This window comes from Streptomyces anandii JCM 4720 (assembly GCF_014650655.1).
Classification (GTDB): Bacteria; Actinomycetota; Actinomycetes; order Streptomycetales; family Streptomycetaceae; genus Streptomyces; species Streptomyces anandii.
This window is the reverse complement of sequence record NZ_BMVJ01000001.1, coordinates 236,541-249,505: the sequence shown is the minus strand read 5'-3', so window position 1 is coordinate 249,505 and position 12,965 is coordinate 236,541. Positions and strand designations below refer to the sequence as shown.

Here is a 12,965-nt window from a genome sequence, read left to right as displayed (position 1 = left end):
GGCCCGGCCCGGAACCGCCACCGCGCCCCCCGCACTCCTCACCGTCCCCGCACCGCGCGCCGCCCGCCCGGGACCCCGCCTGCGCCTGATCCCGCGCAAGCGGCACCGGACCGGTCCGCCCGCCGGCACCACGCCCGACCCGATCACGCCCACCACCACGGCTCCCTCCGCGACCACGCCCGCCACAGGTGCGACGCCCGTCGCCGAAGTCCGCTCGCTGGCCGTGCGCCGAGGCGCCGTACAGGCGCTGCGCCGCGTCGACCTCGCCGTCGCGCCCGGCGAGACCGTCGCCCTGATGGGACGCAACGGCGCAGGCAAGTCCACCCTGCTCGGCTCGCTGGTCGGGCTCGTCGAGCCCTTTGCCGGGCAGGTCCGCGTGGGCGGGGCGGTCCCGCACCGCACTCCGCCCCGCGAGCTCGTGCGCCGCGTGGGCCTGGTCCCGCAGGAGCCGCGCGACCTGCTGTACGCCGACACGGTCGCCGCCGAGTGCGCGGCGGCCGACCGGGACGCGCAGGCCGCGCCCGGCACCTGCCGCGCCCTGGTCACCGAGCTGCTGCCGGGCGTGGGCGACGGCACGCACCCCCGGGACCTGTCCGAGGGGCAGCGCCTGGCCCTCGCGCTCGCCGTCGTGCTGACCGCCCGCCCACCGCTGCTGCTCCTGGACGAGCCGACCCGCGGCCTGGACTACGGCGCGAAGGCCCGCCTGGTCGCCGTGCTGCGCGCGCTGGCCGCCGAGGGCCACGCCATCGTGCTCGCCACGCACGACGTGGAACTGGCCGCCGAGCTCGCCCACCGGGTCGTGCTGCTCGCCGAGGGCGAGGTGATCGCCGACGGCCCCACCGCCGAGGTGGTCGTCTCCTCCCCCTCCTACGCCCCGCAGGTCACCAAGATCCTCGCCCCGCAGCACTGGCTCACGGTCGCCCAGGTCCGCGAGGCGCTGGGACGAGCACACGAGACGCCGGGACGAGTACGCCCGTGAGAGCGCACGCAAGGAGCGACGCACAGGCGCGGGCCGTCCGCCTGGGTCCCCGTTCCACCGCCGCACTCGCACTCGTGAGCGCGGTCGGGGCGGCCGCCTTCACCTGGCCGTTCCTCGCGCCGCCCGCCTCGCAGCTCAGCGCGCACGCGCAGGACGCGCCCTGGCTCTTCGCGGGCCTGCTGGTGCTGCTGGTCGCGGTCGTCACGGCGACGATCTCCGAGTCGGGCCTCGGTCCGAAGGCGGTCGCGATGCTCGGCGTGCTGGCCGCGGCCGGGGCAGCCCTGCGCCCGATCGGGGCGGGGACGGCGGGCCTGGAGCCCATGTTCTTCCTGATGGTGCTGAGCGGCCGCGTGCTCGGTCCGGGCTTCGGCTACGTGCTCGGCTCGGTGACGATGTTCGCCTCCGCGCTGCTCACCGGGGGCGTGGGCCCGTGGATGCCGTTCCAGATGGTGGCCATGGGGTGGTTCACCATGGGCGCGGGTCTGCTGCCGGGCCCCGACCGCCTGCGCGGCCGCGCGGAACTGCTGCTGCTCGCGGTATACGGCTTCCTCGCCGCGTTCGCGTACGGCACCGTCATGAACCTCGCGGGCTGGCCCTTCATGGGCACCCTCGCCTCCTCCATCGCCTTCGACCCGCACGCGGGCGTTCCCGCCAACCTGGCCCGCTTCCTCGCGTACTGCCTGGCCACCTCGCTGGGCTGGGACCTCGGCCGGGCCGTCGTCACCGTGGTCCTGACCCTGGTCGTGGGCCCGGCGGTGCTCAGGGCGCTGCGCCGGGCCACCCGGCGGGCCGCGTTCGAGGCGCCCGTCACCTTCGAGGGGCCCGGCGGGTGACTCCCGTACCACCGCGGTGTCAGCGGGCAGGGACGTTGCGTGACGGGCTCGGTGAAGCGGCCCACATGACGTGGATCACCTACGAAGACGGGTCGTAGCCGCGCGGGCATGGCATGGACTCGACATTGCCCGCGCCGACCTGGGCTTTGAGAGCCGGCTCACACGGACGACCTTCACCGCGAATGCGACCACAACTAGTAAAAGGGGTGTTTGCGGACAGATTTCGCGGCTGCTTCTCTGGACGACGTCGCCGGGCCCCGCCGATCACGGCAGGCCCGCGACTCCCCGTCCCCGACGCAAGAGGTTCTCCGTGTCCGTCTCCTTCATCCGCCGCATCGCCGCCCCGAAGAAGGCCCTCACCACCGCCGCCGTGGCCGCCGCCACCGTCGGCATGGCCCTCACGTCGGCCCCGGCCCACGCGGCCCCGGCCCACTCGGCCGCCGACGCCAAGACGATCGCGCACAAGATGATCCCGGACGCCGCGCAGTTCAACGCCTTCAGCCACATCGTCGAGCACGAGAGCGGCTGGAACGTCAACGCCACCAACGCCTCCTCCGGCGCCTACGGCCTGGTCCAGGCCCTGCCGGGCTCCAAGATGGCCTCGGCCGGCTCCGACTGGAAGACCAACGCCCAGACCCAGATCAAGTGGGGCCTGGACTACATGAAGTCCCGCTACGGCAGCCCGGTCGGCGCCTGGAACTTCTGGCAGGCCAACGGCTGGTACTGATCCCGTACCGGCCGGTGAACCCGGCTTGAGCCACCTCACGGCACTCGTGGAGGCGGCGGCCCCCGATCCCCTGGGCCGCCGCCTTCTCCGTGTCCGCGCCCGGCGCCCGCGGCCGGGTCTGCTTTTCTGGTGCGATGACGACGCAGCCCCCGCCGGACGGCGAGCGCGCGCGTGCCCCCGAGGGCCGCGGGCTGCCGCTGGTCACCGTGCTGCTGGGGCTGACCGTGGTCAGCGGGCTCATCGACGCGGTCAGCTACCTGGGCCTCGGGCACGTCTTCACCGCCAACATGACCGGCAACGTGGTCGTCCTCGGCTTCGCCGCCGCCGGGGCGCCCGGCTTCACCGTGACGCACACCGCCGCCTCCCTCGCCGCCTTCCTCCTGGGCGCGGTGACCGGCGGGCGGGTCGCGGCGCGCTTCGGCGGCGGCTCGCGCCGCACCTGGGCCCGCGTCACCCTGGCCGCCGAGGCGGTCCTGGTCGGCGCGTCGGCCGCCCTCGCCCACGCCGCTCCGGGCGCCCGCGGCACGACGTACGCCCTGATCGTGCTGACCGCCTACGCGATGGGCCTGCGCAACGCCACGGTCCGCAAGCTGGGCGTGCCCGACCTCACCACCACCGTGCTGACCATGACCCTGACCGGTCTGGCCTCCGACTCCCGCGCGGGCGGCGGCTCGGGCCGGCGCTCCCCGCGCCGCACCGCCGCCGTGGCCGCGATGCTCGCGGGCGCCGTACTCGGCGCCTGGCTGGTGGTACGCGGACACCTGCCCACCGCCCTACTGATCGCAGCCACGGCAACCGGAGTCCTGGCCCTGTCCACCTCGGGCCGCGAGTGACGGCCTCGCCGGTCAGGCCTGGGTGACCCGCAGTTCCTTCACTCCGTTGATCCACGCCGATCGCAGTCTGCGTGGGTCGCCGGCCAGGCGCAGGGTGGGCATGGCGTCGGCGACGGCGTTGAAGATGAGGTCGATCTCCAGGACGGCCAGGGACTTGCCGAGGCAGTAGTGCGGGCCTCCGCCGCCGAAGCCGAGGTGCGGGTTGGGGTCGCGGGTGATGTCGAAGGCGTCCGGGTCCTCGAACACGTCCGGGTCGTGGTTGGCGGAGGCGTAGAACAGGCCCACCCTCTGGCCCTCGCGGATCCGCGCGCCGCCGAGTTCGGTGTCCCGCGTGGCGGTGCGCTGGAAGGCGTTGACCGGTGTCGCCCAGCGCACGATCTCCTCGGCGGTGGTGGCCGGGCGCTCCCGCTTGAACAGGTCCCACTGGCCGGGATGGGTGAGGAAGGCGTGCATGCCGTGGGTGATGGCGTTGCGGGTCGTCTCGTTTCCGGCCACCGCGAGCATCAGCACGAAGAAGCCGAACTCGTCGGAGTTCAGATTGCCCTCGTCCTCGGCCGCCACCAGCGTCGTCACGATGTCGTGGGCCGGGCACCGCTTGCGTTCGACGGCCATGTTCATGGCGTACGCGATGATCTCGGCGGCGGACTGGGCGCCGGCCTCCTCGGTGATCGCGTACTCGGGGTCGTCGTAGGCGATCATGCGGTTGGACCAGTCGAAGATCTTCGCCCGGTCCTCCTGGGGCACGCCGATCAGCTCGGCGATGGCCTGCAGGGGCAGTTCGCAGGCGACCTGGGTGACGAAGTCGAACGGCCCGGACCGGGCGCGGGCGTCCGCGACGATCGCGTGGGCGCGGGCGCGCAGCCGTTCCTCCAGGGCCCGTATGGCGCGCGGGGTGAAGCCGCGCTGCACGATCTGGCGCACCCGGGTGTGTTCCGGCGGGTCCATGTTGAGCAGGATCAGCCGCTGTGCGTCGATCGCGTCGCGCTGGATGTGCTCGTGGAAGCGGATGACGGCAGTGTTCCGGGTGGAGGAGAAGATCTCGGGGTGCGTGGAGACGTACTTGACGTCCGCGTGCCGGGTGACGGCCCAGTAGCCGTCGTCCGCGAAGCCGGCCAGCCCGTGCGGCTGGGCGATCCAGCGCACCGGCTCGGTGCGGCGCAGCTCGGCGAACTCCGGGAGGGGCACGCGGTGGTGCAGCAGGTCGGGGTCGGTGAGGTCGAACCCGTCGGGCAGCGCGGGATCGGGCATGGCGACTCACTCCCACCACTATGCGGCCGCCGCTGCGGCATTCGCCTGACGGCCCATCAGGAATTGCGGTGAAGGTAGTAACGGGTTCTACAAGTGGCAAGAGCCACGACGGCCTCAATTGCGTGCGGAACTCGTGCGGATCCGCAGATCAAGACTTCGGGCCCTGCACAACCCTTGCGGCAGTGGACACGGTGTCAGCAAACTGCACACAGAACTAGAACGCGTACTAGTTCTGCGTGGCGGGTGGCCGGGACGCCCGCGCCGCGCGGGTCGACCGAGGAGAGGACGCACCCCCCATGGCCGCGGAACCCGTGATCGTCGAAGCCGTACGCACCCCGATCGGCAGGCGCGGCGGCGCGCTCGCCAACCTGCACCCCGCCTATCTCCTGGGCGAGACCTACCGGGAAGTCCTCGGCCGCACCGGCATCCCCGCCGACTGTGTCGAGCAGGTCGTCGGCGGCACGGTGACCCACGCCGGCGAACAGTCCATGAACCCCGCGCGCACGGCCTGGCTGGCCATGGGACTGCCCTACGAGACGGCGGCCACCACCGTCGACTGCCAGTGCGGCTCCTCCCAGCAGGCGAGCCACATGGCCGCCAACATGATCGCGGCCGGCGTCATCGACGTCGGTATCAGCTGCGGCGTGGAGTCCATGTCCCGCGTCCCGCTCGGCTCCGGCTCCAAGCACGGCCCCGGCAAGCCCTTCCCCGACGAGTGGAACGTCGACCTGCCCAACCAGTTCGAGGCCGCCGAGCGCATCGCCCGCCACCGCGGCCTGACCCGTGAGGACGTCGACTCGCTCGGCCTGCGCTCCCAGGAGCGCGCCGCCGTCGCCTGGTCCGAGGAGCGCTTCAAGCGCGAGACCTTCGCCGTCCAGGTCCCCACCACCGAGGACGAGCAGCGGGCCGGGCAGGGCATGTGGCGCCTGGTCGACCGCGACGAGGGGCTGCGCGACACCTCGATGGAGGCCCTGGCGGGCCTGAAGCCCGTCATGCCCCGGGCCATCCACACGGCCGGGAACTCCTCGCAGATCTCCGACGGCGCGGCCGCCGTCCTGTGGGCGTCCAAGCGGATGGCGCGCGCCCTGAAGCTGCGGCCCAGGGCCCGGATCGTCGCCCAGGCGCTGGTCGGCGCCGACCCCCACTTCCACCTCGACGGCCCGATCGACGCGACCAGGGCGGTGCTCGGCAAGGCCGGCATGTCCCTGAAGGACATCGACCTCGTCGAGATCAACGAGGCCTTCGCCTCGGTGGTGCTGAGCTGGGCCCGGGTCTTCGAACAGGACCTGGAGAAGGTCAACGTCAACGGCGGCGCGATCGCGCTGGGCCACCCGGTCGGAGCGACGGGCGCCCGCCTCATCACCACGGCGCTGCACGAACTGGAGCGCACCGACAAGGAGTTCGCGCTCATCACGATGTGCGCGGGCGGCGGCCTGGCCACCGGGACGATCATCCAGCGGCTCTAGGGCCTCTCTTCCGGATCTTGCCGCCGGTCGCGTCGGCCGGGAGGCGAGGCAACTCGGAGCCGGCCTGATCCGGAAGAAAGGCCCTGGCCCCGGACAGCTCCGCCTGGGTGCCGATGTCCTCGGGCGGCGGCGCGGGACTGTGGGCGCGCGGGCCCTGGAGGACGTACGTCAGCGCGAACCCGGTGCCCACGACCGCCGCGCCGCCCACCGCGTCCAGCACCCAGTGGTTGCCGGTGGCGACGATGGCGGAGACCGTGAAGAGGGGGTGGAGGAGGCCGAGGGCCTTCATCCACCACCTCGGCGCGGCGACCGCGATCACCACACCGCACCACAGGGACCAGCCGAAGTGCAGGGACGGCATCGCGGCGTACTGGTTGGTGAGCGCCGTCAGCGCTCCGTAGTCCGGCTTGGAGAAGTCCTGGGCGCCGTGGACGGTGTCGGCGATGCCGAGGCCCGGCAGCAGACGGGGCGGGGCGAGCGGGAAGAGCCAGAAGCCGATCAGGGCGAGCAGGGTGGCGAAGCCGAGGGCCGAGCGGGCCCAGCGGTAGTCGACCGGACGGCGCCAGTACAGCACCGCGAGGACGGCCATCGGGACCACGAAGTGGAAGGACTCGTAGTAGAAGTCGAAGAAGTCGCGCAGCCAGCCGACCCGCGCCACGGCGTGGTTGACCGTGTGCTCGATGTCGATGTGCAGGAAACGCTCGAGCGAGAGGAGCTCGTGGCCGTGTCGCTCGGCCCGGGCCCGGCCGCCCGCGTTGGAGCCGCCGGTGGCCGCGAGGCGCACCTGCTGGTAGGCGGCGTAGGTGACGCGGATCAGCAGGAGTTCGAGGAGCAGGTTCGGGCGGGTGAGGACGCGGCGCAGGAGGGGCAGCAGCGGTACGTGCCGGAAGCGGGCCGGGGCCAAGGGCGCGTACCGCGTCGGGACCGGTGACCGGTAGAGGTCCGAGGCGCGGGACAGGAACGGCACGGCCGTGGCGGCGGCGAGGGCGGCCAGCAGCACGACGTTGTCCCGCAGGGGTTCCATGGCGTCGACGTTGGGCAGCAGCATCTTCGCGGGCAGCGTCATGACCAGGATCACGGCGACCGGCCAGACGTACCGGTCGGAGACGCGGCGGCCGACGCGGCCGACGACGGCGAGCAGCACCCACAGCAGCTGGTGCTGCCAGGCGGTGGGCGAGACGGCGATCGCTGCGCAGCCGGTGACGGCGACGGCGAGCAGCAGCTGCCCGTCGCGGGCGTAGCGGACGGCCCGGCGCAGGCCGAGGACGGCGACGACGGTGCCGAGGGCCAGGTACAGGCCGATCTCCAGCGGGCCGGTGAGGCCGAGGCGGAGCAGGGCTCCGTGCAGGGACTGGTTGGCCAGGGCGTCGGCGCGGCCGCCGAGGCCCACGCCGGCCAGGTGGTGGACCCAGTAGGTGTGGGAGTCGTGCGGCAGCGCGGCCCAGGCGAGCGCGGTGCAGGCGGCGAAGGTGGCGCCGGTGGACGCGCCGGCCTTCCTGCGGCCGGTGAGCCACAGCAGGGGCGCGAAGAGCAGCACCGTGGGCTGGAGGGCGGCCGCGAGACCGATGAGGGCGCCGCCCGTGCGCTGCCCGCGCACGACGAGGCAGCCGAGGAGGACGAGCAGGACGGGGATGATGCTGGTCTGGCCGAGCCAGAACGCGTCGCGCACGGGCAGTGACAGCATGAGCAGGCTGATCGCGACGGGCGCGGCGAGCAGCGCGGTGCGGCGGCCGACGGGCTGGGGCAGTGCGCGGGCGGCGATCAGTCCGAGCGCGACCACGAGCAGCAGGGTGCCGAAGATCCATCCCCAGCCGAGGGCCTGTTCGGCGGCCTTGGTGAGCGGCTTGAGGACGAGGCCGGCGAAGGGGGTGCCGGTGAAGCGGGTGGAGTCGTAGAGCGACCCCTTGACGTGCAGGACGCCGCTGGGCCCGACCCAGGTCTCCAGGTCGGTCAGCCGGTCGGCGCGCGGGGTGGCGAGGACGACGGCCACCTGCCGCAGGGCGAGGATCCCGGCGATCAGCCAGAGGCCGAGTCTGACCATGCGCAGCCGCGGCCCGGCCGGGCCGGTGACGGTCGCCGCGGCGAACGCCGCCGCCGGTGCTCCACTGTGATCCGCATTCGCCACGCCTCGCCGGCCTCCCGCCCCGTATGCCCCGCACATCCCGTACGCCGGTGTTCTCCCGTGTTCTCCTGCGAACCCTACGGGGCTCGCACCTCCCTGGGACGAAGACGCGGGCAACGCCCGCTTCACCTGTCACCACCCGCCTTTTGTCCGGATCACGGCACCGCGGAGAGGGTGTGGGCGAGCGGACGGGGGGCGCGCGGGTGGCCCGGTTGCGCCCCCGGGACGCGAGATGGATCACAGCGGCGGTGCGGAATCCGCGTCCGGGAGCGGGCCGACGTACCTGCGTAACCGGCATTTAGGTGCAGCATGCATCGACTCGCTCACGACACGTAAGCGGACCAAGCACTCGTATGGTCGATTTTCGGCCTGCCCCGGTGCCGCCGTGCGTGGGCCGTCCCGGTCCGCCCGCCGGCGCCGTCGCGCGGACCGCGTCCCTGTCCCCGTCGAAAGGTAGGCGAGCGAGTCTTGTCGGCTGCCACAGTCACCGCTCCCCGATCCGTCTCCCTCACCAAGGGCCGCCACCGCCCCGGCGACGCCACCGTCACCGACCCGGCGCTCGTCAGGCGGGCCGTCAAGGCCGCCGCGCTGGGCAACGCGATGGAATGGTTCGACTTCGGTGTCTACAGCTACATCGCGGTGACCCTGGGCAAGGTCTTCTTCCCCTCCGGCAACCCGACGGCGCAGCTGCTGTCCACCTTCGGCGCCTTCGCCGCCGCCTTCCTGGTCCGCCCGCTGGGCGGCATGGTCTTCGGGCCGCTCGGCGACCGCGTCGGCCGCCAGAAGGTGCTGGCCGTCACCATGATCATGATGGCCGCGGGCACCTTCGCCATCGGCCTGATCCCGTCCTACGCCTCCATCGGCGTCGGCGCCCCGCTGCTCCTGCTCGCCGCCCGGCTGGTTCAGGGCTTCTCCACCGGCGGCGAGTACGCCGGCGCGTCCACCTTCATCGCCGAGTACGCGCCCGACCGGCGGCGCGGCTTCCTCGGCAGCTGGCTGGAGTTCGGCACGCTGGCCGGCTACATCGGCGGCGCGGGCCTGGTGACCCTGATGACGGCGCTGCTGTCCGACGCCGACCTGCTCACCTGGGGCTGGCGCGTCCCCTTCCTGATCGCGGGCCCCATGGGCATCATCGGCCTCTACCTGCGGCTGCGCCTGGAGGAGACCCCGGCGTTCGCGGCCGAGGTGGAGAAGGCCGAGGCGAGCCGCCCCAAGGTGCCGCTGCGCGAGATGGTCGCCGGCCAGTGGAAGGCGCTGCTGCTGTGCATGGGCCTGGTCCTGGTCTTCAACGTCACCGACTACATGCTGCTGTCGTACATGCCGAGCTACCTGACCAGTGAGCTCCACTACGACGAGACGCACGGCCTGCTGGTGGTGCTCGGCGTGATGGCCCTGATGATGGTCGTCCAGCCGTTCGCCGGCGCGCTGACCGACCGGGTCGGCCGCCGCCCGGTGATCGCGGCCGGCTGTGCGGGCTTCCTGTTCCTGTCCGTTCCGGCCCTGCTGCTGATCCGTCAGGGCAGCCTGGCCGCGGTGGGCCTCGGCATGGCCGCGCTGGGCCTGCTGCTGGTCTGCTTCACGGCCGCGATGCCGGCCGCCCTGCCCGCCCTGTTCCCGACCCGGGTCCGCTACGGCTCGCTGTCGATCGGCTTCAACGTCTCCGTCTCACTGTTCGGCGGCACGACCCCGCTGGTGGTCACCGCCCTGATCGGCGCGACCGGCAACATGATGATGCCCGCGTACTACATGATGGCGGCGGCCGTGATCGGCGGCTTCGCGGTCTGGCGCATGGCCGAGTCGGCGGGCCGTCCGCTGCCGGGTTCCGCGCCCTCGCTGGAGCGGGCGCCGGGCGGCCCGGCGTAATTCCCTGACAGCGCTCATGCGCCGGGCTATGTTCGTGACAGAGCTAGTTAGCGGATCTAACTAGGCATACGAAAGGCTTGGTGCATGAGCGACTCGCAGCTCTGGGACGACGTCGACGCCTACTTCACCGCCCTGCTCACACCCGAGGACGAAGCGCTGCGGGCGGCGCTGCGCGACAGCGACGCCGAGGGCCTGCCGCACATCAACGTCGCGCCGACCCACGGCAAACTCCTCCAGCTCCTCGCCGAGATCCAGGGCGCCCGCACCGTCCTGGAGATCGGCACCCTCGGCGGGTACAGCACCATCTGGCTGGCCCGCGCGCTCCCCGCCGACGGCGGCAGACTGGTCTCCCTCGAATACGACGCCCACCACGCCGACGTGGCCCGCCGCAACCTCGCGCGGGCCGGCCTCGACCGGATCGCCGAGGTGCGGGTGGGCCCGGCCCTGGAGTCGCTGCCCAAGCTCGCCGACGAGAACCCGCCCCCGTTCGACCTGGTCTTCATCGACGCCGACAAGGTCAACAACCCGCACTACGTGGAGTGGGCGCTCAGGCTGACCCGCACCGGCAGCCTGATCGTCGTGGACAACGTCGTACGCGGCGGCCATGTGACCGACGCGGGCGGCGCCGACCCGAGCGTGCGGGGCACCCGGGCGGCGCTGGAGCTCATCGCGGAGCACCCGCGCCTGACGGGCACGGCGATCCAGACGGTGGGCGTCAAGGGCTACGACGGCTTCGCGCTGGCGCGGGTGCTGGCGTAGGAGGGCGTACGCCCGCTCACCCGGCCCCGTGGCCCTCAGACCTCGTGGTAGAAGCCCACGTTGATGCTGCGCGGGCTGGTGCGGTCGCGTACGACGATCTCGCCGGCGCCGCCCCGGGGCAGCGTGACGGTGCCGCCGTAGGCGAGGGACTGGGCGTACTCGCCGACCGTGAGCAGGACCTCCGAGGACGGGTCCGGCTGGGAGCCGCGCAGCCAGGTGACCTGCCAGGCGCCGTCCTGGCCGCACACGAACTCCAGGTGCACCCGGGACACGAACAGCCAGTCGTCGGGCGTCACCAGGCGGCACACGGACCGGTCCCGGCCCACCCGCAGCACGGAGCCCGGGGCGCTGGGCGCGTCGGCCATCAGCATGCCGGCCGTGGCTCCCGCGTCCGTCCCGGAGACGGAGGCCATGGTCAGTTCGAGCACGAGCGTTCCCCCTGTGGCGTCCCTGTGCGGCGAACGGCCCGAGTGCCGTACCGCCGCCGCATGATAAAACGCCCGGCGGCGTCCCGTCCGGCACAATGGAGGCATGACCGAGCGAAAGCCACCCGGTGTTCCGTTCGAGTCCTGGGTCGACAAACAGATCCGTGATGCCCAGGCGCGCGGCGAGTTCGACCGGTTGCCGGGCGCGGGCAGACCGCTGCCGGGCGACACGTCGTACGAGGAACTGTGGTGGGTCAAGCGGAAGATGGCCCGCGAGGGCCTGTCCGTCCTGCCACCGACGCTCGCGCTGCGCAAGGAGGCCGAGGACGCGCGGGCCGCGGCCCTCGCCGCCCCCACGGAGCCGATGGTCCGCAAGATCATCGCGGACATCAACACAAAGATCCTCGACATGATGCTCAAGCCGCCGCCCGGCCCCCCGCTGGGCCTTAAGCGGTACGACGTCGAGGAGATCGTCCGCGAGTGGCGCGAGCAGCGGGAACGCCGGGAACGGCGGCAGCGCGAGGAGCGCCGGGCGGCTGACCGGGGCGCGGGCCCGGGGAGCGGTCAGAGGCGGGCCAGGCGGTCGGCGAGTTCGCGGTAGTCCCGCAGGGCGAGCCGCAGCCGCTCGGTGTCCGTGCCACTCTCCTGCCAGGCGGTGCGCAGCGCGCGGCGCCGCCGGGTGAGTTCCTCGGTGTACCGCGTGACCAGTTCGCCCACGGCCTGGTCCGCCTCCGCCACGGCCTCCTGCGGCGCGTCGACGAATCCGGCGAGGGCCCTGTGCAGCCGCCCGCCGTACTTCTCCCACTCGTCACGGGAGAGCAGCGGGTCGGGACCCACCTCGCCAGGGCCCACCTCGCCGGCGCCGGTCTTGCCGACGCCCGTCGCGCGGTCCCCGGGGCGCTCGCGGCCTCCGGCGGCCTCGGGGCCCGGGGCGGCCCGCCGGCCGGCGTCGCGGTCCCCGGCGGCCCTGCCGACTTCGACGGCCTCGCGGTCCCCGGCGGCCTCCTGCGCCGCCGCGGCCTCGCGCTCCGCGCGGGCCTTACGGCCAGGTTCGGGCTCCAGCGGCGCGGGCGTGGTCCGGCGACCGGCCGTGCCGGGCCCGTCCGTCACGCCGGGGGTGTGCGTCCCGCCGGTCGTCCCGGCCCCGCCGAGCGCATCCGTCCCACCGGCTGCGCCGGTCCTGCGGGCCTCGCCGGTCTCCTTGCTCACGCCGGTCGCGCCGGTCGCGTCGGTCGCGCCGGTCACGCCGGTCGCGCCGGTCGCGCCGGTCGCGCCGGTCTTCTCGGGACTGCCGGCGCCGCTGTGCGTCCTGTCGGGCATGACGTCAGCTCTCCTTCGTCTGGCGGCGGTTGAGGGCCCACGGCAGGTGGGACGTGTGGCCGTCCGCCCGGCGCGTGGTCGCGGTGCGCTCGGCCGGGGCGGCGTCGGCGTGGGCCGGGGTGAGCAGGTCCTCGAAGAGGTCGCGGGCCTCGACCAGCGAGGCGCGCAGTTCCTCGGTGCTCGCGCGGCTCTCGGGGGCGCCGTCCACGGGGGCGTGCGCGGCGCGGTGGACGCGGCGGTAGCCGTGGACGTGGTGGCCGTGGTGCACCGACAGCGCGTCGAGCTGGTCCTCGTACTGCCCGTCGTGCGGGAACCCCCGCGCGCCGGCCAGCTCGGCGAGCAGCCGGTCCGCCTCGGCGACGGCCTCCCGCGGCGAGTCGACGAACCGCT

Annotated in this window: 12 protein-coding genes and 1 pseudogene; 8 read left to right on the top strand and 5 right to left on the bottom strand. The window is 73.4% G+C overall.

What is annotated here, in order from left to right; translation table 11 throughout:
* The 4 genes from IE249_RS35790 to IE249_RS01105 form a co-directional block, all read left to right on the top strand.
* Positions 1–979 (top strand): energy-coupling factor ABC transporter ATP-binding protein (locus IE249_RS35790; protein ID WP_229857157.1); only part of this gene is annotated, 979 nt, incomplete at its 5' end.
* A complete protein-coding gene (locus tag IE249_RS01115; RefSeq protein ID WP_189702852.1) occupies positions 976–1,812 on the top strand; it encodes an ECF transporter S component family protein in 837 nt (278 codons plus the stop codon). The genes IE249_RS35790 and IE249_RS01115, both read left to right, overlap by 4 nt.
* A 310-nt stretch (positions 1,813–2,122) precedes the next feature.
* Entirely contained in the window at positions 2,123–2,539 is a 417-nt protein-coding gene (locus tag IE249_RS01110; protein ID WP_189702851.1) for an aggregation-promoting factor C-terminal-like domain-containing protein, read from the top strand.
* Between the two features lie 134 nt (positions 2,540–2,673).
* Positions 2,674–3,372: a YoaK family protein gene (locus IE249_RS01105; RefSeq protein WP_189702850.1), complete on the top strand. Its 699-nt coding sequence runs from the start codon at positions 2,674–2,676 to the stop codon at positions 3,370–3,372.
* A gap of 12 nt (positions 3,373–3,384) precedes the next feature.
* On the opposite strand, the gene IE249_RS01100 is transcribed toward IE249_RS01105, so the two are convergent.
* A complete protein-coding gene (locus tag IE249_RS01100; protein WP_189702849.1) occupies positions 3,385–4,620 on the bottom strand; it encodes a cytochrome P450 in 1,236 nt (411 codons plus the stop codon).
* A gap of 296 nt (positions 4,621–4,916) precedes the next feature.
* Between IE249_RS01100 and IE249_RS01095 the strand changes: the two genes are divergently transcribed.
* Complete coding sequence (locus IE249_RS01095) at positions 4,917–6,086, top strand: steroid 3-ketoacyl-CoA thiolase (RefSeq protein WP_189702848.1); 1,170 nt, start codon at positions 4,917–4,919, stop codon at positions 6,084–6,086.
* On the opposite strand, the gene IE249_RS01090 is transcribed toward IE249_RS01095, so the two are convergent.
* Positions 6,070–8,211: a bifunctional glycosyltransferase 87/phosphatase PAP2 family protein gene (locus IE249_RS01090; protein ID WP_229857156.1), complete on the bottom strand. Its 2,142-nt coding sequence runs from the start codon at positions 8,209–8,211 to the stop codon at positions 6,070–6,072. The genes IE249_RS01095 and IE249_RS01090 overlap by 17 nt on opposite strands.
* 465 nt (positions 8,212–8,676) lie before the next feature.
* Here IE249_RS01090 and proP point away from each other — a divergent pair, with 465 nt between their 5' ends.
* Positions 8,677–10,071, top strand: a complete 1,395-nt coding sequence (gene proP, locus IE249_RS01085; protein WP_189702846.1) for a glycine betaine/L-proline transporter ProP — start codon at positions 8,677–8,679, stop codon at positions 10,069–10,071.
* Positions 10,072–10,155: 84 nt separating this feature from the next.
* A complete protein-coding gene (locus IE249_RS01080) occupies positions 10,156–10,830 on the top strand; it encodes an O-methyltransferase (protein WP_189702845.1) in 675 nt (224 codons plus the stop codon).
* Positions 10,831–10,865: 35 nt separating this feature from the next.
* On the opposite strand, the gene IE249_RS01075 is transcribed toward IE249_RS01080, so the two are convergent.
* A complete protein-coding gene (locus IE249_RS01075) occupies positions 10,866–11,258 on the bottom strand; it encodes an FHA domain-containing protein (protein ID WP_189702844.1) in 393 nt (130 codons plus the stop codon).
* A 103-nt stretch (positions 11,259–11,361) separates the two neighbouring features.
* On the opposite strand from IE249_RS01075, the gene IE249_RS01070 reads away from it, so the two are divergent.
* Positions 11,362–11,856, top strand: a complete 495-nt coding sequence (locus IE249_RS01070) for a DnaJ family domain-containing protein (protein WP_189702843.1) — start codon at positions 11,362–11,364, stop codon at positions 11,854–11,856.
* On the opposite strand, the gene IE249_RS35785 is transcribed toward IE249_RS01070, so the two are convergent.
* Both IE249_RS35785 and IE249_RS35780 read right to left on the bottom strand, forming a co-directional pair.
* On the bottom strand, positions 11,820–12,575 hold the full coding sequence (locus IE249_RS35785) for a hypothetical protein (RefSeq protein ID WP_229857363.1): 756 nt from the start codon (positions 12,573–12,575) through the stop codon (positions 11,820–11,822). The genes IE249_RS01070 and IE249_RS35785 overlap by 37 nt on opposite strands.
* A gap of 4 nt (positions 12,576–12,579) precedes the next feature.
* Positions 12,580–12,965: pseudogene (locus IE249_RS35780) on the bottom strand (hypothetical protein); the annotation flags it as partial.

What these genes read in the sequence shown, in the direction of transcription:
- IE249_RS01105 (WP_189702850.1), top strand. Translation starts at nt 2,674, where the DNA reads ATGACGACGCAGCCCCCGCCGGACGGCGAGCGCGCGCGTGCCCCCGAG.
- IE249_RS01100 (WP_189702849.1), bottom strand. Translation starts at nt 4,620, where the DNA reads ATGCCCGATCCCGCGCTGCCCGACGGGTTCGACCTCACCGACCCCGAC.
- IE249_RS01095 (WP_189702848.1), top strand. Translation starts at nt 4,917, where the DNA reads ATGGCCGCGGAACCCGTGATCGTCGAAGCCGTACGCACCCCGATCGGC.
- IE249_RS01080 (WP_189702845.1), top strand. Translation starts at nt 10,156, where the DNA reads ATGAGCGACTCGCAGCTCTGGGACGACGTCGACGCCTACTTCACCGCC.
- IE249_RS01070 (WP_189702843.1), top strand. Translation starts at nt 11,362, where the DNA reads ATGACCGAGCGAAAGCCACCCGGTGTTCCGTTCGAGTCCTGGGTCGAC.
- IE249_RS35785 (WP_229857363.1), bottom strand. Translation starts at nt 12,575, where the DNA reads ATGCCCGACAGGACGCACAGCGGCGCCGGCAGTCCCGAGAAGACCGGC.